The organism is Gulosibacter sediminis (assembly GCF_014904065.1).
GTDB classification, from domain to species: Bacteria; Actinomycetota; Actinomycetes; order Actinomycetales; family Microbacteriaceae; genus Gulosibacter; species Gulosibacter sediminis.
Genome location: NZ_JACXJG010000012.1, coordinates 122,071 through 143,262 on the forward strand (window position 1 = coordinate 122,071; position 21,192 = coordinate 143,262).

The 21,192-nt window shown below is 65.9% G+C and carries 17 protein-coding genes, 2 tRNA genes and 2 pseudogenes; 10 read left to right on the forward strand and 11 right to left on the reverse strand.

The window, feature by feature from the left end; translation table 11 throughout:
* Positions 1–390 (reverse strand): annotated as a pseudogene (locus tag ID132_RS07710) (peptide deformylase); the annotation flags it as partial.
* A gap of 51 nt (positions 391–441) precedes the next feature.
* Here ID132_RS07710 and ID132_RS07715 point away from each other — a divergent pair.
* On the forward strand, positions 442–1,350 hold the full coding sequence (locus ID132_RS07715) for a DMT family transporter (protein WP_125106003.1): 909 nt from the start codon (positions 442–444) through the stop codon (positions 1,348–1,350).
* Positions 1,351–1,422: 72 nt separating this feature from the next.
* On the forward strand, positions 1,423–2,646 hold the full coding sequence (locus tag ID132_RS07720; RefSeq protein WP_193128275.1) for a glycosyltransferase: 1,224 nt from the start codon (positions 1,423–1,425) through the stop codon (positions 2,644–2,646).
* Here ID132_RS07720 and ID132_RS07725 read toward each other — a convergent pair whose 3' ends face one another.
* Positions 2,647–2,979 (reverse strand): thiamine-binding protein, encoded by a 333-nt coding sequence (locus ID132_RS07725; RefSeq protein WP_193128276.1) that lies wholly within the window; start codon positions 2,977–2,979, stop codon positions 2,647–2,649.
* A gap of 34 nt (positions 2,980–3,013) precedes the next feature.
* Between ID132_RS07725 and proB the strand changes: the two genes are divergently transcribed.
* Both proB and ID132_RS07735 read left to right on the forward strand, forming a co-directional pair.
* Positions 3,014–4,201 carry a glutamate 5-kinase gene (gene proB, locus ID132_RS07730; RefSeq protein ID WP_193128277.1) on the forward strand — a complete coding sequence of 396 codons (1,188 nt, stop codon included), beginning with the start codon at positions 3,014–3,016 and terminating at the stop codon, positions 4,199–4,201.
* A gap of 30 nt (positions 4,202–4,231) precedes the next feature.
* On the forward strand, positions 4,232–5,524 hold the full coding sequence (locus ID132_RS07735) for a glutamate-5-semialdehyde dehydrogenase (protein ID WP_193128278.1): 1,293 nt from the start codon (positions 4,232–4,234) through the stop codon (positions 5,522–5,524).
* 253 nt (positions 5,525–5,777) lie between these two features.
* On the opposite strand, the gene ID132_RS07740 is transcribed toward ID132_RS07735, so the two are convergent.
* A complete protein-coding gene (locus tag ID132_RS07740) occupies positions 5,778–5,936 on the reverse strand; it encodes a hypothetical protein (RefSeq protein WP_193128279.1) in 159 nt (52 codons plus the stop codon).
* A 145-nt stretch (positions 5,937–6,081) separates the two neighbouring features.
* Positions 6,082–6,158: transfer RNA gene (locus tag ID132_RS07745), tRNA-Ile, on the reverse strand.
* Positions 6,159–6,322: 164 nt separating this feature from the next.
* Between ID132_RS07745 and ID132_RS14790 the strand changes: the two genes are divergently transcribed.
* The 3 genes from ID132_RS14790 to ID132_RS07755 all read left to right on the forward strand — a co-directional run bounded on the left by ID132_RS14790 (position 6,323) and on the right by ID132_RS07755 (position 9,466).
* Positions 6,323–7,081 carry a DUF3417 domain-containing protein gene (locus ID132_RS14790; protein ID WP_459562456.1) on the forward strand — a complete coding sequence of 253 codons (759 nt, stop codon included), beginning with the start codon at positions 6,323–6,325 and terminating at the stop codon, positions 7,079–7,081.
* On the forward strand, positions 6,999–8,798 hold the full coding sequence (glgP, locus tag ID132_RS07750; RefSeq protein WP_328743873.1) for an alpha-glucan family phosphorylase: 1,800 nt from the start codon (positions 6,999–7,001) through the stop codon (positions 8,796–8,798). The genes ID132_RS14790 and glgP overlap by 83 nt, the downstream gene beginning before the upstream one ends.
* A gap of 164 nt (positions 8,799–8,962) precedes the next feature.
* Positions 8,963–9,466, forward strand: a complete 504-nt coding sequence (locus ID132_RS07755; RefSeq protein ID WP_164509688.1) for a DUF3145 domain-containing protein — start codon at positions 8,963–8,965, stop codon at positions 9,464–9,466.
* Between the two features lie 1,229 nt (positions 9,467–10,695).
* Here the strand turns inward: ID132_RS07755 and ID132_RS07765 are convergent.
* From ID132_RS07765 to aceE, 6 genes and pseudogenes are all read right to left on the reverse strand, one after another.
* Complete coding sequence (locus tag ID132_RS07765; RefSeq protein ID WP_125105995.1) at positions 10,696–11,949, reverse strand: beta-ketoacyl-[acyl-carrier-protein] synthase family protein; 1,254 nt, start codon at positions 11,947–11,949, stop codon at positions 10,696–10,698.
* 90 nt (positions 11,950–12,039) lie between these two features.
* Positions 12,040–12,291, reverse strand: a complete 252-nt coding sequence (locus tag ID132_RS07770) for an acyl carrier protein (RefSeq protein ID WP_125105994.1) — start codon at positions 12,289–12,291, stop codon at positions 12,040–12,042.
* 60 nt (positions 12,292–12,351) lie between these two features.
* Entirely contained in the window at positions 12,352–13,353 is a 1,002-nt protein-coding gene (locus ID132_RS07775) for a beta-ketoacyl-ACP synthase III (protein WP_193128280.1), read from the reverse strand.
* Positions 13,350–14,274: pseudogene (locus ID132_RS07780) on the reverse strand (ACP S-malonyltransferase). The gene ID132_RS07775 and the pseudogene ID132_RS07780 overlap by 4 nt, the downstream one beginning before the upstream one ends.
* 91 nt (positions 14,275–14,365) lie before the next feature.
* Entirely contained in the window at positions 14,366–15,538 is a 1,173-nt protein-coding gene (locus tag ID132_RS07785; protein ID WP_235988383.1) for a PucR family transcriptional regulator, read from the reverse strand.
* 18 nt (positions 15,539–15,556) lie between these two features.
* Entirely contained in the window at positions 15,557–18,286 is a 2,730-nt protein-coding gene (gene aceE / locus ID132_RS07790; protein WP_125105990.1) for a pyruvate dehydrogenase (acetyl-transferring), homodimeric type, read from the reverse strand.
* A 164-nt stretch (positions 18,287–18,450) separates the two neighbouring features.
* Here aceE and ID132_RS07795 point away from each other — a divergent pair, with 164 nt between their 5' ends.
* The 3 genes from ID132_RS07795 to ID132_RS14400 all read left to right on the forward strand — a co-directional run bounded on the left by ID132_RS07795 (position 18,451) and on the right by ID132_RS14400 (position 19,626).
* Entirely contained in the window at positions 18,451–18,921 is a 471-nt protein-coding gene (locus ID132_RS07795) for a redoxin domain-containing protein (protein WP_164509687.1), read from the forward strand.
* A gap of 20 nt (positions 18,922–18,941) precedes the next feature.
* Positions 18,942–19,015: transfer RNA gene (locus ID132_RS07800), tRNA-Val, on the forward strand.
* A 206-nt stretch (positions 19,016–19,221) separates the two neighbouring features.
* Positions 19,222–19,626, forward strand: coding sequence for an aminotransferase class III-fold pyridoxal phosphate-dependent enzyme (locus ID132_RS14400; RefSeq protein ID WP_328743875.1), 405 nt, complete (start codon positions 19,222–19,224; stop codon positions 19,624–19,626).
* Here ID132_RS14400 and ID132_RS07810 read toward each other — a convergent pair.
* Entirely contained in the window at positions 19,623–21,014 is a 1,392-nt protein-coding gene (locus ID132_RS07810; RefSeq protein WP_193128286.1) for an APC family permease, read from the reverse strand. The genes ID132_RS14400 and ID132_RS07810 overlap by 4 nt on opposite strands.
* Positions 21,015–21,192: the final 178 nt, after the last annotated feature.

The following is a 21,192-nucleotide window of genomic DNA, read 5'->3' on the forward strand; positions in this document are numbered from 1 at the left end:
TATGCCTTGCCCTCGAGATCAGTCGCCTGAAGCAGCACGGCGGGGGCGCGGCGCAGCTCGAAGCGCTCGCCGGGCACCGAGAGGCAGCCNNNNTTCCTCCTCGTCCTCCTCGAGTTGCTCAAAGCTCTCGGGAACGAGGGGCGCCTGCCAGAGTCGCGGGTTGATCGCGACGCCGCGGTGGTCGGTGCCGTCCTCGTCCACCCAGCTGTACACGAACATCCGTTTGCCGACGCCCACCTGCGGGGCAGCGAGGCCGACGCCCGGCGCGGCCGCCATGGTTTCGTACATGTCGGCGACGAGTTCGCGAACCTCGTCGGTGATCTCGTCGACGGTTTCCGCAGGGGTGTGCAGCACCGCATCTCCGTAGATGCGAATGGGAAGGACGCTCATACCTGGAGTGTATCGGCCAGGGGTTTCCCAAACGGCCGTAAACTCTGGCGGGTGCAGTACCTCGGCATTCCACTTGCGATCCTCGGCGCCGTGCTCATGTCGGTGAGCGCGATGCTGCAGCATCGCGGGGTGGCCCGAGCGGATGCTGCGGGCAACGGCGATGGCGGTGAGGGACTCGGCCTCGGCAGTTTCCTGCGCCTGCTCAATTCGAAGACCTGGCTTTCGGGCACGCTACTGCTCGGCATCGCGGTCGCCTGCCAGCTCAGCGCCCTGCTGTTTTCGCCCCTCGTGCTCGTACAGCCCATCGGCGTCATCTCGCTCGTGCTCACGGCGATCATCACGGCCAAGCAGAGCCGCATGCCGGTTGGTCGGCGCAAGGCGCTGTCGATCACGCTCTGCGTCGCTGGAGTGGGCGGCTTCGTCGCCGTGGCCTCGTCGGTCGCGGTCGACAAGGAGATCACCGAGCCGCAGCTCATCATCGTGCTCGTGATCCTCGCCGCGCTCGTCGTGCTGCTCGGCGTGGTGTTTGCGCTCGTGCGCCGCACGAAGTGGCGCAGCCTGTTCTACGTCGTCGCGGGCGGCGTCATGTACGGCTTCCTCGTCACCCTCGCGAAAGTCGTGCTCGCGCGCTGGCAGCAGGGCGATTACGGCTGGTACTTCCTCGCCTGCCTCGCCGGCGTCATCATTTCGCTGCTCGTCGGCGGCTACTTCGTGCAGACGGCTTACGCCTCGAGTTCGGCCGACCTCGTGATCGCCGGCCTGACCGTGATCGACCCGCTCGTGGCCGTGACGATTGGCATCGTCGTGCTCCGCGAAACCGAGGGGGCGAGCCTGCTCGTGAACGTCCTGTTCGTGGCCCTGGGCGCCGTTGCGATCGTCGGCGTACTGTTGCTGCAGCTGGCCCAGTCGGATGACGAGGTGTCGGCGGTGCGCAACCACGCGCTCGGCCGCGGCAATTAGAATCGACTCTCAGCCTGCGCCGGATGCCCCACGAGGGCCAGTGCGTGCATATGTTGGATGACAAAGGACTTCATGACTTCGCCGCTTCGACTGTTGATCGCCGCCGATACGTTTCCGCCCAACGTGAATGGCGCGGCGACGTTCACGCAGAACCTCGCGAGCGGCATGGCGGCGCGCGGACTCGATGTGCACGTGGTGACGCCCGCCGCGTCGAAGCGTCACGGCACCTGGTACGAGGAATACGACGGGCAGCGCATCACGGTGCACCGCCTGCCGAGTGACCGCTGGTGGCCGCACGACTGGCTGCGCTACGTGAAGCCGTGGCGCGCTCGGGCGCACATGCGCGAGGTGCTCGACCGTGTGCAGCCCGACGTCATCCACTACCAGTCCGCGGTCGTGCTCGGTCGCGCGGCGGTGCGCGAGGGCGCATCCCGGGGCATCCGCATCATCGGCACGAACCACCTCATGCTCGAGAACATGCTCGAGCACACGCATATCCCGAAGTTTCTGCAGGGATGGGCATCGGGCATCTGGTGGCGCGATGCCCACAAGACGTTCGCCGAGACAGCCGCGCTGACGACGCCCACGCGCCGTGCCGCCGACTTCCTCGAGCAGAACGGCAACCTGCACGACGTACTCGCCATTTCGTGCGGGCTACGTACGAGCAACTACACGCCGAAGTTCGAAGAGAAGTCGCCGAAGCGCATCCTCTTCGTCGGCCGCGTGACTGGCGAGAAGCAGATCGACGTGTTGCTCAAGGCCTTCGCGAAGCTCGAGGGCGACGACCTCTTTTTCGACATCGTCGGTACGGGCGACCAACTGCAACACCTGCAGAAGCTCGCGAAAGACCTTGGCGTCGCCGACCGCTCAAAGTTCCACGGCTACGTGACCGACCAGGAGTTGCGCACGATCTACGCCGACGCGACGGTGTTCGCGATCGCCTCGATCGCCGAGCTGCAGTCGATCGCGACGATGGAGGCGATGGCTTCAGGCCTGCCCGTCGTCGCCGCAAACTCGATGGCGCTGCCGCACCTCGTGCACGACGGCGAGACCGGGCTGCTCTTCGAGCCTGGCAGCGTCGAGGATGCGCGCGAGAAACTTCAGCGTGTGCTCGACCTCCCGCGCGAGCAGCGCGAGGCGCTCGGCCGCGCTGGGCTCAAGGACGTGCAGGCGCACGACATCGACACGACGATGGAGCTGTTCGAGCGCCTCTACCGTGGCGAGTCGGTGCAGTCGGTCGGCCGCGACTCGGTCAATGAGCAGGACCACTCGCTCGACGGGCTGCCAAAACGCTAGCTAGTCACCGAGCTGCTGCAGGGCCGCTTCGACGCGCTGCACCTTGCCGGTGAGCTCGTCGTCGTGCCCCGGGCGAATGTCGGCCTTCAGTACGAGCGAGACCCGCGAACCATAGCGACCGGCCTCGTCGACCGCCGCCTTGACGACGGCCATGACCTCGTCCCATTCGCCCTCGATCGAGGTGAACATCGCGGTCGTCTCGTTGCGCAGTCCGCTCGCGCGAATCACGCGCACGACCGCGGCGACGGCGTTGCTATACGAGCCCGCCTCGTCGGCGGTGACCGACGGGTCGCTCGCGGGGCCGGAGGGGGCAATGGAGATCGCTGCAATCATGAATTCATTGTGCCGTGCGCACGGCACNAGAGACATGACCTCGCCCATCGTCGACCGCCGCCAACTTCCCAACGCAGGGAGGGTCGTCGTCAAGATCGGCTCGTCGTCGCTCACGCGAGCGGATGGCCGCCTCAACGTACCGGCGCTGCGGAAACTTGTCGACGTGCTCGCGGAACAGTCGCTTGCGGGCAAGCAGGTCGTGCTCGTGAGCTCGGGTGCGATCGCGGCCGGCTTCATGCCGCTCGGCTACGACGTACGGCCAAGCGACGTCGCCGGCGCCCAGGCCGCTGCGGCTGTGGGTCAGAGCGTGCTCATGGCGCAGTACACCGACGCGTTCAGCGCGTACGAAATTACAGTCGGGCAGATCCTCATGACCGCGGCCGACACCGTGCGCCGTGACCGGTATCAGCACGTCGCTCAGGCGTTTGAGCGCATGCTCGAACTCGGCGCCGTGCCCATCGTCAACGAAAATGATGCGCTCGCCACGAGCGAGCTGCGCTTCGGCGACAATGACCGCCTCGCGGCGCTGGTGGCCCAGCTCGTGCAAGCCGATGCGCTTATCCTGCTCACCGACGTCAACGGGCTTTACGACGCCCCGCCGAAGCAGCCGGGGGCCCGACGCATCGCGACCGTCGAGCGCATGGAGGATGTCGCGGGGGTCGAGGTAACGGGCCGGGGTTCGGCGTTCGGTACGGGCGGCATGGTGACGAAGTTGCAGTCGGCTGAGATGGCGACGACGACCGGCATCCCAGTCATGCTCACAAGCGCGCCGAATGTTCGCGCCGCATTCGAGGGCATGGATGTGGGCACCTGGTTCGTGCCGACGTCGGGCCGTTCGCGCCGCCGCAAGGTGTGGCTCGAGCACGCAGCGCAGATGTACGGTCGTCTCGTCATCGACCCGGGAGCCGAGCGCGCACTGCGGGATCGGGGCGCATCCCTACTCGCGGCTGGCATCCGTTCGGTGCATGGGGAATTCGCCGCGGGCGACCCGGTCGAGGTTGTCAACGAGGCCGGCGACGCCATCGCTCACGGCATCTCGAACTTCGACTCGAGCGAGCTGCCGCAGATGCTCGGCCGCAGCACCGACGAAATGCGCGCAAGTCTCGGTGACGACTTCGTGCGTTCGGTCGTGCACCGCGACGAGCTCACGCTCGTGAGCCCCACGGTGACCGACATCGTCACGGGACGGGTGACGCAGTCAGGCATTCCGGTGCTCGACTAGTGATGCTCCGCGCGATCTAGACTGGTGGGTATGACCGAAACGGCTGCCTCCACGATCAACGCTGACACGGTGCGCGCGGTGCGTGAAACCGCGCAGCGAGCTAAGACCGCATCGATTCAGCTGTCGCGCGCGTCCAGCGGTTCGAAGAACGACATGCTGCTCTCGATCGCGTCGGCCCTCGAATCGGCCGCGGCTGAGATCGTTGCCGCGAACGAAGATGACATGGCTCGCGGCCGGGAACGCGGCATGAGCGATGGCCTGCTCGACCGCCTCCAGCTCACCAAGGAGCGCGTCGCGACCATCGCCGAGGCCCTGCGCGACGTCGCCGACCTGCCCGACCCCGTGGGTGAGGTCGTGCGCGGTTCGACCCTTGAGAACGGCCTGCGCCTGCGCCAGCTTCGCGTGCCAATGGGCGTCGTCGGCATGATCTACGAGGCTCGCCCGAACGTGACGGTGGATGCGGCTGGCCTCGCGCTGAAGTCGGGTAACGCCGTGATTCTTCGCGGTGGCTCGGCGGCGATGTCGACGAACCGGGCCATCGTGCAGGTGATGCAGGATGCACTCGTCGCCGAAGGCTACTCGGCCGACCTCGTGCAGACCATCGACGAGTACGGCCGCGAGGGTGGCGTGGCGCTGATGCAGGCGCGCGGCCTCGTCGACCTGCTTGTGCCGCGCGGCGGCGCGGCGCTCATCCAGACCGTCGTGCTCGAGTCGAAGGTGCCGGTCATCGAAACCGGCACCGGCAACGTGCACATCTACGTCGACGAGTCGGCCGACATCGAAAAGGCGCTGCCGATCATCCTCAACGCGAAGACGCAGCGGGTCGGTGTCTGCAACGCCGTCGAGACGCTGCTCGTACACGAGGGCATCGCCGACAAGTTCGTGCCGCTCGTCACTGCCGCGCTCACGGACCAGGGCGTGACCGTGCACGCCGACGATGTCACGCAGCAGCTCTCGGCAGATTCGGCCACCACTGCGGCCACCGATGCCGACTGGGAGACCGAGTACCTCTCGCTCGACATCGCGGCGAAGGTCGTGCCGTCGATCGATACCGCGATCGAGCACATCCGCCGCTACACGACGGGCCACACCGAGGTCATCGTGACCGAGTCGCTCGCCGCCGCGAACCAGTTCACCGACGAGGTCGACGCCGCCGTGGTCATGGTCAACGCGTCGTCGCGCTTCACCGACGGCGCCGAGTTTGGCCTCGGTGCCGAGCTTGGCATTTCGACGCAGAAGCTTCACGCGCGTGGTCCGATGGGCCTCGCTGAACTCACCACCACGAAGTGGATCGTCGAGGGCAACGGGCAGGTGCGACCTTAGCCTTCGCCGATCCGGCGCGGCAACTGCCGGTCGCTACTACCTAGTGCGTTGCGCTTCGGGCGCAGGCATCGAACGCGTCGAGGGCATCGAGCACGCCGTCGGCCTGCCAGTGCCGGTTTCGTCTGCCCTCATTTCGCCGCCGGAGGACTCCGGCCGTTTCGAGGTGGGGGGGGGGGGGGGGGGNGAGCACTATTCACGGCGACATGCTCACCCCCAGGCGGCTGGCCAGGTACTGCACGGTGACCACTGGTTGTCAGATCAGGACGTCGAGCGCCCGACGCGCAGTGGAACCACGACGCGCGTTGAGCGCGGCCTTCCACATCGTACGCACCTCACCAAGGTCGTTCACCAGGCGCGTCGCATTCGCAATCGATGCGAAAGAGGATGCGGTGAAGACGCGCACGATCGACACAACATCGCCTTCTCGGGAGGACGTCAGGGCCCGGAAGTAGTCCTCGGGGTTCTCGGGNATTCGTGTCGAGCAGCAGCAGTATGATGCGGCCGAGTGCGGCGCGCCACACGATGCATCTCAAGATCCGCGCTGACTCGCGGGCAAATGGTGGGGCGGACGGGACTTGAACCCGTGACCGATGGATTATGAGTCCACTGCTCTAACCAGCTGAGCTACCGCCCCGCAACCTGAGCAATTCTAGCGACGATCTGCCGATTGTTCGCATTCGCGAAGATTCGCTTCGCGTTCACCCGTAACTCGCTACGCTCGGATGCGTGAAGGCCTTCGATACGCTCACCGTTGCCCCCGTCCTCCCCGAAAAGCTGCAGCCGCTGCGCACGTTGGCGATGAACCTACGCTGGTCGTGGCGCGAGCAGACTCACCAGCTGTTCAAGTCGATCGACCCGCAGCTGTGGAGCGCAACCGGCCACAACCCCATCACGCTGCTCCAGCGCCTTTCGGCCGAGCGCGTCGCCGAGCTCGAGGCCGATGCCGACTTCCTGCAGCGCCTCCAGTTCGAAATCGATGAGCTTGACGGCTACCTCGGCGTCGAGCGCTGGTTCGAGCGCACCACGCGCGGCAGCGAGGATGCAGCGACGAGCATCGCGTACTTCTCGATGGAGTTCGGTGTGCACCAGTCGCTGCCCATTTATTCGGGCGGCCTCGGCGTGCTGGCGGGCGACCACCTCAAGTCGGCCTCCGACCTCGGCGTGCCGCTCATCGGCATCGGCCTGCTCTACACCTACGGCTACTTCAGCCAGTCGCTGAGCCGCGAGGGTTGGCAGCAGGAGGGCTACGAGCGCCACAACCCGGCCGATCTCGCGGTCTCACCGGTGCTCGACGAGACCGGCGAGCAGCTGCGCATTTCGGTGAACTTCCCGGACGAGCGTGAGGTGCACGCCATCGTCTGGCGCGCCGCAATCGGCCGCATCACGCTGCTGCTGCTCGACACGAACCTGCCCGAGAACCCCGAGGACNCGGATCATCACCGATCGTCTCTACGGCGGCGACGCCGAGCACCGCATCAAGCAGGAGCTCGTGCTCGGCGTTGGCGGCGTGCGCGCGGTGCAGCGCTTCTGCGAGGTCAGCGGTCTCGCACAGCCTGATGTGTTCCACATGAACGAGGGCCACGCCGGTTTCCTCGGCATCGAGCGCATCGGCCAGCTCATCACGGCGGGCGAGTCGTTCGAGACCGCCCTCGCAACCGTGCGCGCATCCACGCTCTTCACGACACACACCCCGGTGCCCGCGGGCATCGACCGCTTCGACATGCACCTCGCACAGCGCTACCTGCAGCCACTGGCCGACGGTACGTCGCGCCTCGCGGCCGGGGCGCCCGTCGCCCGCGTACTCGAGCTCGGCGGTGAAGACGACCCGCAGCGCTTCAACATGGCGCACCTCGGTCTGCGCCTCGCGCAGTATGCGAACGGCGTTGCCAAGCTCCACGGCGCGGTCTCGCGCGAGATGTTTAAGGACCTCTACCCGAACTTCGACGTCGCCGAAGTGCCGATTACATCGATCACCAACGGCGTGCACGTACCCACCTGGACGCGCGGCCCGATCAAGTCGGTCATCAACTCGATGGCCGGCGGTCGCGACGTCGCCACCGCGGACCGCTGGGAGAACGCGGATGCGGTTGGCTCGGCCGAGCTCTGGCGCATCCGTGACGAGCTCCGGCGAGAGCTCGTCGAGCGTGCGCGTGGCCTTTCACTCGAATCATGGGAGGAGCGCGGCGCACAGGAAGCCGAGCTTGGCTGGACTAAGAACATCCTCAACCCGGATGCGCTCACGATCGGCTTTGCCCGCCGCGTCTCGACGTACAAGCGCCTCACCCTCATGCTCCAGCAGCCCGAGCGCCTGCGCCGCATCCTGCTTAATGAGGACCGCCCCGTGCAGTTCGTGATCGCGGGTAAGGCACACCCGGCCGACATGGGCGGCAAGCAACTCCTGCAGCAGCTCGTGCAGTTCGCCGACGACGCGGGCGTGCGCGACCGCATCGTATTCATTCCCGATTACAACATCTCGCTCGGCAAGTTCCTTGTCGCGGGATCGGACATCTGGCTGAACAACCCGATCCGCCCTCAAGAGGCCTCGGGTACGTCGGGGATGAAGGCGGTCATGAACGGCTGCCTCACCATGTCGATCTCCGACGGCTGGTGGGACGAGATCGCCGACGACGAGCTCGGCTGGACGATCCCAACAGTGTCGAACGCGGATGCGCACCAACGCGACGCGTGGGAGGCACAGGCCCTCTACGACATCCTCGAGCACGAGATCGTGCCCATGTTCTACGACCGCGACAGCCAGGGCATCCCGCAGGCCTGGGTCGACAAGGTTCGCCGCTCGATGTCACAGGTCGGTCCGAAGGTGGCCGCCGAGCGCATGGTGCGCGACTACGTCGAGCAGCTCTACCTGCCAGCCGGCCGCACCGCTCGCATCGCCGCTGACCTCGACCGCAGCCGACGCTTCGCTGACTGGCAGCAGCGCGTCATCGCGGGTTGGAACGGCGTCGCGGTGACCGAGGTGCACAACGAGGTCGGCAACCCGACGGCCGGCGACGATGCGCGGATCTCGGCACAAGTCGACCTCGGCTCGCTCTTGCCCGAGGATGTTCTGGTGGAGGGCGTGGCCGGACGCGTTGGCGAGTTCGGCGAGCTTGAAAACCCGGTGCGCCTGCCGATGGTGCCGCTCGGTGAGGGCCGCTACGAGGTCGCGGTGCGCACGAACGAGACCGGTGAATTCGGCTACACCGTGCGCGTCGTGCCGAATCACGAACTGCTTCGTTCGCCCGCAGAAATGGGGCTGGTTCGATTCCCGGGATAATCGGGTTCCAACACGCCGCGCGGCTAAATCACAGGGTTGTAATTCACCGATAAAGTCGGGCATAATTCCTGTGACGACAGTCGAATTGAATATCGGCGGGCAGCATGCCTGAGTCACGAATGGTCGTAGGGGAAGACGCACCACACGTGAAACAGGAGGACAACATGGCTGCACCAACAACTCAGGGTGTGCTCTACGTACACTCCGCACCGCGCGCGCTTTGCCAACACGTTGAGTGGGGGCTTGGCCGGGCGATCGGCGAGCCCACTAACCTGCCGTGGATTCCACAGCCGGTGATTCCGGGCTCGGTTCGTGCGGAGTTCGCGTGGCGCGGCACCCCCGGTACCGCTGCGGCAATCGCGTCGCAACTGCGCGGCTGGGAGCACCTGCGGTTCGAAGTAACCGAAGACCCGAGCGCGAACACCGACGGCGGCCGCTGGATGCACACGCCCGGCCTCGGCATCTTCTTCGCGCAGGTCGACATGTCGGGCAACATGGTCGTGCCCGAAGACCGCATTCGCTACGCGATGGAGATCGCCGGCGGCAACGCGACCGAGCTCCACCGCGAACTCTCGCTCGCCCTCGGCCAGGCCTGGGACGACGAACTCGAGCCCTTCCGCACCGCCGGTGACGAGAGCCCAGTCGTCTGGATGCACCGCGTCGGCTAGCATCGGCGCGTGGACTCCAGCGATATCGGCGGCTATTTGATCCTGCTCACCGCCTGGGGAGCGGTCATGCTCGGCGTCGCCTTGTGGTCTCGGGCGGCCGCCTCCGGGCTGCCCAAGCACCGCATCGCCGAGCACGTGCCGCCCGAGGGCGACGTCGTCACGCATGGCCTCCTCACGCGTGCTGATCGCCGGCTGATTGGCGCCGCGTTCGTCGGCCTCGCGGTCAAGGGACGAGTCCGGGTGCTCGCGCCGAGCGGAGACCGGGGCCCGGTTGCGCTCGAGGCGATGCTCGGCAATGGACTTACGACGCAAGAGCGGATGCTGCTCGACTGCCTCCGCCCACGCGCCCCACAGAGCGACAACAACGTCGCTACAGCGAGGGCCTCGCCGAACTTGGTATCGCCGCCAGCAACGGTCAGCAGCTACCCGACATCTACTTTCTCAAGGGCCGCGGGGCGGATCGCCGGTATCAGCGTCGGCAGCTCGCGCGCTACTTTGACAATGCACGCCAGTCGCTCAGGGATGCGGGCCTCGCGAAACGTATGCAAAACGGGTTTTTTCTCGCAACGCTGTCGCTGCTATTCCTGCTCAGCTTCGCCGTACTCGCGCTACTCATCCTTGGCGCTATCTTGGACGGCGCCTGGTGGTTTGTCGTGGTCGCGCCGCTATTCCTCGTCGGATATTTCTTCATTCTTTTTCTCGCCGCGCCACCAATTCTTCGCTTTACCGCCGCAGGTAAAGAATTACGTGTCAGGCTCGCCGGCCTCCGCGAATACGTTCGCCTCGGCGAACAGGAGCGACTCCGATTCACACAGACGCCGCGGACGGCGCTGCGCGACCCGGTCGGCGACCTCACNCCGGCGGGGCACGCGCTCGGACTGCCACGCGTACCGCAGGCGCCCAACGCTGTCGAGCAATTTCAGCTCGACCAGATCATCCTCACCGAAGAACTGTTGCCGTACGCCGTGCTCTTCGGCCAGGAACGTCAATGGGCGAATGAGTTCGCGCACTTCGACGCCGCCGGCATCCGCGCCCAGAACCTCGAGGCCGTCAGCACCACGATGGAGGGCATCGTCATCGTGATGGAGGTGCTCTCGATTATCGGGCAGGTTCTGCGCGTGATCGGAACGATCGCCTCCTTCGCTGGGCGAGCCGACTAGGCGCGAGCTGCGGCGCACGCAGGCAAGAAAACGACGGATGGCCGGGGCCCCGGNAATGTGGGTGGTGCGTTACGCGTACTTGCGCAGCGCAAGCACGGCGTTGTGGCCGCCGAAACCAAACGACGTCGAGATAGCGAGCGCGCCGGGGGTGAGCGCAACCTCGCGAGCCGAGGTGACCACGTCAAGCGGGATCTCCTCGTCGAGGTTCTCGATGTTGATCGTCGGAGGCAGCACGTTGTTGTGCAATGCGAGCGCCGTGAACATCGCCTCGATCGCACCGGCGCCACCGAGCAGGTGACCGGTCGAGCCCTTCGTCGCCGAAACCGGCACCGAGTGAATGTGGTCGCCAAGCACGCGCTTGAACGCGTTGTACTCGGCGATGTCTCCCACCGGGGTCGAGGTAGCGTGCGCGTTGATGTGCACGACGTCCTCGGGCGATGCGCCGGCGATCTTGAGTGCCTCCTCGACGGCTCGGGCAGCGCCCTCCCCCTCGGGCTCGGGTGCCGTGATGTGGTAGGCGTCGGCCGTCACGCCGCCGCCCGCGACCTCGGCGTAGATCTTCGCTCCACGGGCGAGCGCGTGCTCTTCGGTCTCGAGTACGAGCGCGGCCGCGCCCTCGCCGAGCACGAAGCCGTCGCGGTCGCGGTCGTACGGCCGCGAAGCGTGCTCCGGGTCGTCGTTACGCTTCGACAGCGCCTGCATCGCGGCAAACGCGGCGATCGGCAGCGGGTGCACCGCCGCCTCCGAACCGCCCGCGATGACCACGTCAGCAAGGCCGGCCTGCAGGTGATCGTACGCGTTGATGACCGACTCGGTGCTCGAGGCACAGGCCGACACGACGGTGCGGATGCCGGCGCGGGCTTCGAGGTCCATACCGATCGCGGCCCCGGGCCCGTTCGGCATGAGCATGGGAACAGTCAGTGGGAGCACTCGGCGGGCACCGCGCTCACGCAAGGTGTCCCAGGCGTCGAGCAGGGTCCAGACGCCACCGATGCCGGTGGCCCAGTCGACGAGGAACCGCTGCGGCTCGATCGCGCCCTTCTCAAGACCCGCGTCGGCGAAGGCCTCGCGGCCCGCGATGAGCGCGTATTGGCTCGACGGGTCTAGCCGTTTGGCCTGCACGCGACCAAGGATCTCACTCGGAGATTCCTTGACCGTCGCAGCAAACTTCACCGGCAGGTCGATCTCGTACTTCTGCGTGGTCTCGGCGGGCAACGTACGTGCGCCGGACTCGCCGCGCAGCAGTGCCTCCCAGGTGCCGGGTGCATCCGTTGCCAGCGGCGTGAACGCACCGATACCCGTGATCACGATCTTTTTCGTCATGAACGTAGCTTTTCCTCGAGGGGACAGGGCCAGTGGGGGTGAAACGAACCGTGGTGGCCGCAAACAGCTCGGGCGGCCACCACGGGCTCGCTAGGCGTCCTGGGCCTTGGCGATGAAGTCGACCGCGTCCTGCACGGTCTTGAGGTTCTCGACCTCGGCGTCGGGAATCTCGACGTCGAACTTCGACTCGGCGTTGACGACGATCGTCATCATCGAGATCGAGTCAATGTCGAGGTCGTCGGTGAACGACTTGTCGCCGGTCACGGTGTCAGCCGCAATGCCGGTTTCTTCGTTCACGAGCTCGGCGAGGCCGGCCAGGATCTCTTCGTTCGAAAGTGCCATGGTGTTCTCCTTGTTATGGGTGGTTGGTTTGATTGGGGGTCGGTGAGAGCTGGGGGCCCGTTAGGGCAGTCGAACGACCTGCGCCGCATAAGCGAGGCCGGCGCCGAAGCCGATCTGCAGTGCGAGCCCACCCGACAGCTCGGGGTGCTCTTCGAGCAGACGGTGCGTCGCGAGCGGAATTGATGCCGCCGAGGTGTTGCCCATCGTCTCGATATCGCGAGCGATCGCCACGGTCTCGGGCACGCCGAGCTGCTTCGCGAACTCGTCGACGATGCGCATGTTCGCCTGGTGTGGGATGAACGCGGCGAGGTCATCGACCGTCACGCCAGCGCGATCAAGCGCTTCGCGCGCCGCCTTCGCCATCTCCCACACAGCCCAGCGGAACACGGATTTGCCGTCCTGGCGGAGCGTGGGCCACTCGACCTCGCCGCGACGGTAGTCCTGCAGCGGGCTGCTCATCGAAACCGCGTCCCACTTGCTGCCGTCGGAACCGATGACTGACTCGGCAATGCCTGGCTCGTCGGACGGACCAATGAGCGCCGCGCCCGCACCGTCGCCGAGCAGAAAGGAGATGGAACGATCGGTGGGGGAGATGACGTCCGACAGCTTCTCGGCGCCGACCACCAGTACGTACTCGGCGACACCGGCACGGATGAGGGCGTCGGCCTGAGTGACCGCGTAGCAGTACCCGGCGCAGCCGGCCGAAATGTCGTACGCCGCGGCGGGCGTGGCGCCGAGGCCGTCAGCGACGCGAGTGGCGGCGGCCGGCGTCTGCATCACGTTGGTGACCGTGGCGACGATGACGGCGCCGATCTGGCTCGGCTCAATGCCCGCCTTCTCGATGGCCTCCTGGCCCGCGCGAATGCCCATGTCGATGACATTGACGTCGTCAGTGGCGCGCTGGCGCGAAATAATACCCGTGCGCTGGCGGATCCACTCGTCAGACGAGTTGATCGGCCCAGCGATGTCGTCGTTCGTGACCGTCAGTTCGCCGCGGTAGGCGCCGATGCTGTGAATACGGGTGAACTGGGGGCCAGTTGCCTGGTGGAGTTTCGGGCTCATGCTGCATCCTCTGCGGCCAGTGCGGCAACTACCGCGTCAATGTCTTCGGGAACGTTCACGGCGATGCCGTTCGTGCCCTTCATGCCACGCTTCGCGAGCCCGACGAGCGTGCCCGCGGGTGCGGCCTCGACGAGCGTCGTGTNGCCCGGCCTCCACAAACGCGGCCATGCAGGCGTCCCAATGAACGGGGCGGTTCACCTGGTCGATAAGCAACTCAAGGTAGCGGCTGCCCGAGTCGACTCGGGTGCCGTCATAGTTCGTGTAGAGACCAAGCTTCGGGTCGTTCACCGCGAATCCGCCGGCCGACGCAGCAAGCTGCTCGTGTGCATCCGCCATGTAGCGAGTGTGGAACGCGCCGGCGACCTTGAGCGGAATCACGCGGGTGCCCTTGGCGGGCTCGGCGCGAAGCTGCTCGAGCGCATCCGGGTCGCCTGCGGCGACGATCTGTCCGGCACCGTTGAAGTTGGCTGGTTCGAGTTCGAGCTCGGCGAGGCGTGCGAGCACCTCGTCTTCGCTGCCGCCGNCGGCGGACATGCCCGTAGTCTGCTTCGCGGCGTCCTCGGCCATGAGCGTCGCGCGTCGCGACACGAACGCGAGCGCGGTGGCTGCGTCAAACACCCCGGCGGCGTACGCCGCGGCGATCTCGCCCACCGAGTGGCCCGCCACCTCGACACCCGAGAGGTCGGCGCCCGACGCGACCAGGGCATCCCAGGTCAGGATGCCGGCGGCAACAATGAGCGGCTGCGCGATCGCGGTGTCGCGGATCGTCTCGGAGTCCGACTCGGTGCCGTGGCGAACGAGGTCAACGCCAACCGCGTCGCTGAGCTGCGCCAGCGTGTCTCGGCGTTCGGGCGTCGCGAGCCACGGGCCAAGAAAGCCGGGCTTCTGCGACCCCTGACCGGGGAAGGTAATGATGGTCATGTATCTGCGTTTCTTCGGGTGGTCAATTGCGGGAAGTGGCTGCGAACCACGCTAGCGGGAACGCTTTGTCGGCTTCGGGGTGACGCGCCCGTCATAGGAGTTTGAATCGGCGATGCGGCCGAGGATCNAGGGCGGACTGCAGGATTACGGCCTCGCGCGCGCCGGTCGCGTCCCACCCAATGACCTCGCTGATGCGCTTGAGGCGGTACCGAACGGTGTTCGGATGCACGAACAGCTCGCGCGCGGTGGCCTCGAGTGAGCGGCCGTTGTCGAGGTAGCACCAGAGGGTCGTGAGCAGGTCGGACTGGTGGTCGGCGAGCGGCAGGTAGACACGCTGCACGAGCGCCTGCCGCGCGAGGGGGTCACCCGCGAGGGCGCGCTCGGGCAGTAGATCGTCGGCAAGGATGGGCCGATCGGTCCGCCGGTACGCGCCGGCCACCGAGAAAGCCGCCAGCGCGGCGCGGGCGCTCATCGCGGCCTTGACCACGTTCGGCACCTCGGGCCCAAGTACGAGGCGACCCTCGCCGAACCCGCCCTCGAGCAGCTGTGATACCTCGAGAAAGCTGATCGGCGGCCCCTCAAACTCGTCGCTCGGCTTAGCGCGCCCAATAACGAGCACGAGGCGGTTGCCCTGCACACCGACCAGGAGGTCGGTCTGGTTGTGGCGGGCCGTGCGGCGCAGTTGGTCGACCTCGAGGACCTTCGGGGTCGTGCCGACGAGCACCGCCACCTCGCCATGGCCGCTCCAGCCGAGGGCGGCAATGCGGCTCGGGAGCTCGGAGTCATGCTCGCCCGTGAGGATCGAGTCGACGACAAGCGCCTCGAGGCGCGCATCCCAGAGCCCACGCTGTTCGGCCGCGCGTGCGTAGACCTCGGCCGCGGCGAAGGCCATGTCGCGCGAATACCGCAACACGCCCTCGCGGATCTCGGGCGAGGCGTTGGCAACTCGCTCTTCAAAGACGTCGACGACGACGTGGATGAGCTGCAGCGTTTGCTGCAGGCTCACCGAACGCAGGAGTTCGCGCGGGGCCGTGTCGAACACGTCCCGCGCGACCCACGGCGCCCCGCCGTCGTCTTCGAACCACGACACGATCGCGGCGATGCCCGACTGCGCCACCATGCCGACCGCACTGCGGCGGCCGGGCGGCATGTCAGAGAACCAGGGAAGCGTGAGCTCCATCCGGCGCAGCACCGTCGTGGCAAGGTCGCCCGTGATGCTGCGCAGCCAGGCAATCTCCCGATCTTTGTCGAACTTCGGCGTCATTGGTCGCGGGTGCGCTTCCTAGGCGTCGCCACCCGCCGAGCCGGACTCGCCGGCCGCCGGGTTGTTGAGGTCGTAACGGTCGATGGCCGTCTGCACGACGCTCGCGTCGACCTCACCGCGGCGGGCGAGCTCCGAGAGCGTGCGGACGACGATCGAGTGCGCGTCGATCTTGTAGAAGCGGCGGGCGGCGGCGCGGGTATCCGAGATACCGAAGCCGTCGGCGCCGAGGGTCGCGTAGTCACCGGGGATGAACTCGCGCACCATGTCGGGCAGCTGGTGGTTGAAGTCGCTCACGCCGAGGAACACGCCCTCGGAGTTCTGCAGCTTGTCGCGAAGGTACGGCACGCGAGCTTCCTCGGACGGCTTGGTCCAGTTGTGCTCGCTCGCCTCGAGGCCGTCGCGGCGCAGCTCCTGCCAGCTCGTGACCGACCAGACGTGGGCACGAACGCCCCACTCCTCGGCGAGAATCTGCTGTGCGTGCAGTGCCCACGGCACCGCCACGCCCGAGGCAAGCAGCTGCGCCTGCGGGCCCTGCTCAAGCTCGGGAGCGCGCAGGTAGTAAATGCCCTTCACGACGCCGTCGACGTCGAGGTTCTCAGGCTCGGCCGGCTGTGCCATCGGCTCGTTGTACATCGTGATGTAGTACATGACGTCGGGGTCCGGGTGGTTTCCGCCATACATGCGCTCGATACCGGCGCGCATGATGTGGCCGATCTCGTAGACGTAGGCAGGGTCGTATGACACGACGGCCGGGTTGGTGCTCGCGATGATGTGCGAGTGACCGTCCATGTGCTGCAGACCCTCACCCGTCAGGGTGGTACGGCCAGCCGTGGCACCGAGGATGAAGCCGCGGGCGAGCGAGTCGCCTGCGGCCCAGAAGCCGTCGCCCGTGCGCTGGAAGCCGAACATCGAGTAGAAGATGTACATCGGCACCATGAGTTCGCCGTGCACCGAATGCGAGGTGCCCACGGCGGTCATCGATGCGACCGCTCCAGCCTCGTTGATGCCGACGTGCATGAGCTGGCCCTGCGGCGACTCGCGGTAGGCGAGTAGCAGTTCGCGGTCAACCGCGGTGTACTGCTGGCCGTGCGGGTTGTAGATCTTCGCGGTCGGGAAGAACGCGTCGAGGCCGAAGGTGCGGGCTTCGTCGGGAATGATCGGCACGATGCGCTTGCCGAACTCGCCCGAACGCATGAGGTCCTTGAGCAGGCGCACGAAGCCCATGGTCGTCGCGACCGGCTGGTTGCCCGAGCCCTTTTTCGCGATGGCGTAGGTCTTCTCCTCGGGGAGGTCGATCTGCGTGTACTTCGAGCGACGCTCGGGCACGAAGCCACCGAGTTCGCGGCGACGCTCCAGCATGTACTGCAGGGCCGGGTCGGAGTCGTCCGGCTTGTAGTAGGGGATGCTGTAGAGGTCGGCCTCAAGGTCCTTGTCGGCGATCGGAATCTGCAGCGTGTCGCGGAACTTCTTGAGGTCGGCGAGCGTGAGCTTCTTCATCTGGTGGGTCGCGTTGCGGCCCTCGAAGTGCGTGCCGAGACCGTAGCCCTTGACCGTGTGCGCGAGGATGACGGTCGGCTGGCCCTTGTGCTCGAGCGCAGCCTTGTATGCGGCGTATACCTTGCGGTAGTCGTGGCCGCCGCGCTTGAGGCCCCAGATGTCGTCGTCGCTGAGGTTTTCGACGAGCTTGAGGGCTTCGGGGTCGCGGCCGAAGAAATTGTCGCGGACGTACTTGCCCGATTCAGCCTTGTAGGTCTGGAAGTCGCCGTCGGGGGTTTCGTTCATCAGGCGAAGGAGCGCGCCCTCGCTGTCGCGGGCGAGGAGGTGGTCCCACTCGCGGCCCCACACGACCTTAATGACGTTCCAGCCGGCACCACGGAAGTACGACTCGAGCTCCTGCACGATCTTGCCGTTACCGCGCACGGGGCCGTCGAGGCGCTGCAGGTTGCAGTTGACGACGAAGGTGAGGTTGTCGAGCTCGTAGTTCGCCGCGATCTGCAGCTGGCCACGCGACTCGGGCTCATCCATCTCGCCGTCGCCGAGGAAGGCCCACACGTGCGAGCCCGAGGCGTCCTTGATGCCACGGTTGGTGAGGTACTTGTTGTACTGCGCCTGCCAGATCGCGTTCATCGGGCCGAGACCCATCGACACCGTCGGGAACTGCCAGAAGTCCGGCATGAGGCGCGGGTGCGGGTACGAGCTCAGACCGTTCGGGGCCTTCGAGGCCTCCTGACGGAAACTGTTGAGGTTGTCTTCCGTGAGGCGACCCTCGAGGTAGGCCCGCGCGTAGTTACCGGGCGCCGCGTGGCCCTGAAAGTACACCTGGTCGGGGCCGGCCGGGTGGTCGTAGCTCTTGAAGAAGTGGTTGAGACCGACCTCGTAGAGGGTCGACTGCGCCGCGTACGACGAGATGTGACCGCCAACGCCGATGTGTGCCTTCTGCGAGTTCTGCACCGTGATTGCCGCGTTCCAGCGGATCCAGCGGCGGTAGGTGCGCTCAATCGACTCATCGCCAGGGAACTCCGGCTCATCTTCCGGCGCGATCGTATTGATGTAGTCCGTCACCGGGTGCATCGGCACGCCCAGGTGCTGTTCGCGCGAGCGCTGGAGCAGCGCCAGCATGACTTCGCGGGCACGCTGGTGGCCCCGTTCGCCAATGACCGCGTCGAGAGATTCTTTCCATTCCGCAGTTTCCTGCGGATCGGTGTCGACGTAGTCCTCGGAATACGGGTCGGAGATGTGGAGTGCCACGTTGACCTCTTTCGTTGTCAGGAAGCGCGGTGCTAGACGCCGCATCGGGTTGCGATGTTGCGCCACCTCAACAGCCTAGCGACTTCCGACAATGAATTTGTGCGCTTGATTGATGATTCGTCCAGTTCAGATCATGTGCAGTATGTGCTGCCACGCTGTGCTGCGTGGAACCGACTTTTACTGTTTCGGGCGACCAGCCGGTCACCGCGCCGACGCACCGCGGTGACCGTGTCACCGTGCTCGGGCCGGGCTCGCCTCGCCTCCTCGTCTTTATTCCGGGCGCCTTCACGCCGCTGTGCTCGGGCGAAATTCGTGAGCTCGGCGAGCTCGCTGTCCGGGCAGAGCAACTCGGCGTGCAGGTCTATGCCGTCTCGTGCGATAGCCCCGCGACGCTTGCCGCGTGGCTGGCGGCGGAAGACGCATCCGGCCGAATCATCGGCGTGTCGGACCACTGGCCGCACGGCTCGTTGGCGTCGATGCTCGGCTCGTTCGACGAGCACGCCGGCATGGCACTGCGGCGCAGCTGGGCAATTCGCTCCGATGGCACGCGCGTGCTCGTGGCCGGCACGGCGGCGGGGGAATCGCGCGAACTGCACGACCACCTGCGCGGCATTGAATGGGCAGGCGCAGAGTAGCCGCTATAGTTAATCGCTGCGGGCCTGTAGCTCAGTTGGTTAGAGCATCTGGTTTACACCCAGAGGGTCGGGGGTTCGAGTCCCTCCGGGCCCACGTAAGAAATTGAGGAAGCAAGACCTTGGCATACGAGGCCTTGCTTCCTGTCGTTTCCCACACGATTCGCACCGAAGCACCTGAATTGCGACCGACTCACCGCCGAATCACCGCGGTCCCAACTTCGACCGTTTGCATATCGCCTTCTCCTCACCCACGGCAACCACTTCTGGGGCGCCGAGGTTGCCGGCGCCTGCCCCGACATCATCACGGTCGCCAAGGCCTCGGGCAACGGCTTCCCGCCCGGTGCGGTCGGCTCCGCGGTACTCGACCTCCTCGATGAGGAGCGCGTCATGGAGCGCGCCGTCCGGGCCGGCACCCGCTTCACCGAGCTGATGCAGGAGCTGCAGGCACGCCACGTTTGGATCGGCGCGGTGCACGGCAGTGGGCTCTACCACGGCGTCGAGCTCGTTCGTGACCGCGAGCCCCTCGAGCCAACAACCGAAGAGACCGCACTAGTGTGCGAACGGATGCTGCACCACGGCATCATCGTGCAGCCTGCGAGCGAGCGGCAGAACGTGNTCAAGTTCAAACCGCCCACCACCATCACAGAGTTCGACGTCGAGGCAGTTGCTCGGGCACTCGACGTCGAACTTGCGCTATTGGGTTAGTTACGGGGCGACGATCCGTCGGTGACAGGCTCGAGCTCGCCGTCGTCGTCGCCGACACCCTCGGGAATCTTGTTGAACCCGGTGACTGGCTGGTTCTCGTCGAACGCGACGACCTTCTTACGGAAGCCGCGGGTAATCACCGCGAGATAGATGAGGCCGAGCGCCAGCCAGATGCCACCGCCGATCAACGCCTCAAGGTGGAGGTTCAGCCAGAGCAGCACGGTCAGCGCGAGACCGATGCCCGGCATGACGATGTATTTGAAGATGTCGCCGGGGGTCTTGCGCAACCCCTTGCGCCACGCGAAGTAGGCAATCACCGAGGCGTTCACGAAGCTAAAGGCAATGAGCGCGCCAAAGTTGATGAAGGCCGAAATGAGTTCGAGCGAAAACTCAATCGCCAACAGCGAGACGATACCGACGAGCACGACGTTGAACACGGGGGTGTGGCTCTTCGCGTTGATGCGACCGAACCACTTGCGGGGGAACACGTTGTTGCGCCCCATGACCAGCAGCATGCGCGACACCGAGGCGTGTGAGGCGAGGCCCGACGCGAGCGTCGCGGTGAAGCCCGCGGCGACGAAGATGATCTGGAAGACCTGGCCCCCGATGATGAGACCGATTTGGGGGAGCGGGTCGTCGGTGAACTCACCGAACGGGGTGTTGTCGGGGAACCGCAGCTGCGCGAAGTAGCTCGCGACGAAGAAGATTGCGCCACCGATAATCACGGTGAGCAGAATCGCGCGCGGCANCGTCTTCGAGTCCCGAGCTTCCTCGGCGTACATCGTGATCGCGTCGAAGCCGATGAAGCTAAAGCAGACCACCGTCGCGGCCATGAGCAGCGACTGCGAGTCGAGTCCCTCGTGCACGAATGGCCGGCTGCTGACCAACGTGCCCATGCCCTCTCCGCTGAGGACCTGCTGAATGACGAGGCCGATGAAGACGAGGATCACGATGACCGCAAAGATCAGCAGCAGCGCGTTGAAGTTCGAGGTGCCGCGCATGCTCGTGGCGACGAGCGCCGTCACGCCGATGCAGTAGAGCACCACCCAGATCCACGCGGGAACGTCGGGGAACATCTGCTCCATGTAGAGGCGGATGATGAGCGCGTTGACCATCGGCAGCAGCAAATAGTCGAGCAGTGAGGTCCAACCAACCATGAAGCCGAGGTTGGGGTGCATCGATTCACGCACATAGGTGTAGGCCGAGCCGGCGCTCGGAATGGCGCCAGCCATCTTGCCGTAGCTGATAGCGGTAAAGACCATCACGATGAGGGCTACGAGGTAGGCCATGGGCACGGTGCCGTCGGTGATGTCGGAGACGATACCGAAGGTGTCGAATACGACAGTGGGGGTCATGTACCCGAGGCCGAGGCCGACGATGGCCCACATCCCCAGGTTGCGACGCAAGGTTCCTTGTTGTTGAACAGCGGTCATAGGCGGATCCTTTTAGCAGGGACTCTGGGAGTCAGGAGCATCTCCGCGAACAGACGGATTGCCAGAACTCTAATGGAGGTTTGGCCACACTAGGACGGTTAAGAACGATATTTGTGGCTCTTCGGACATTCGG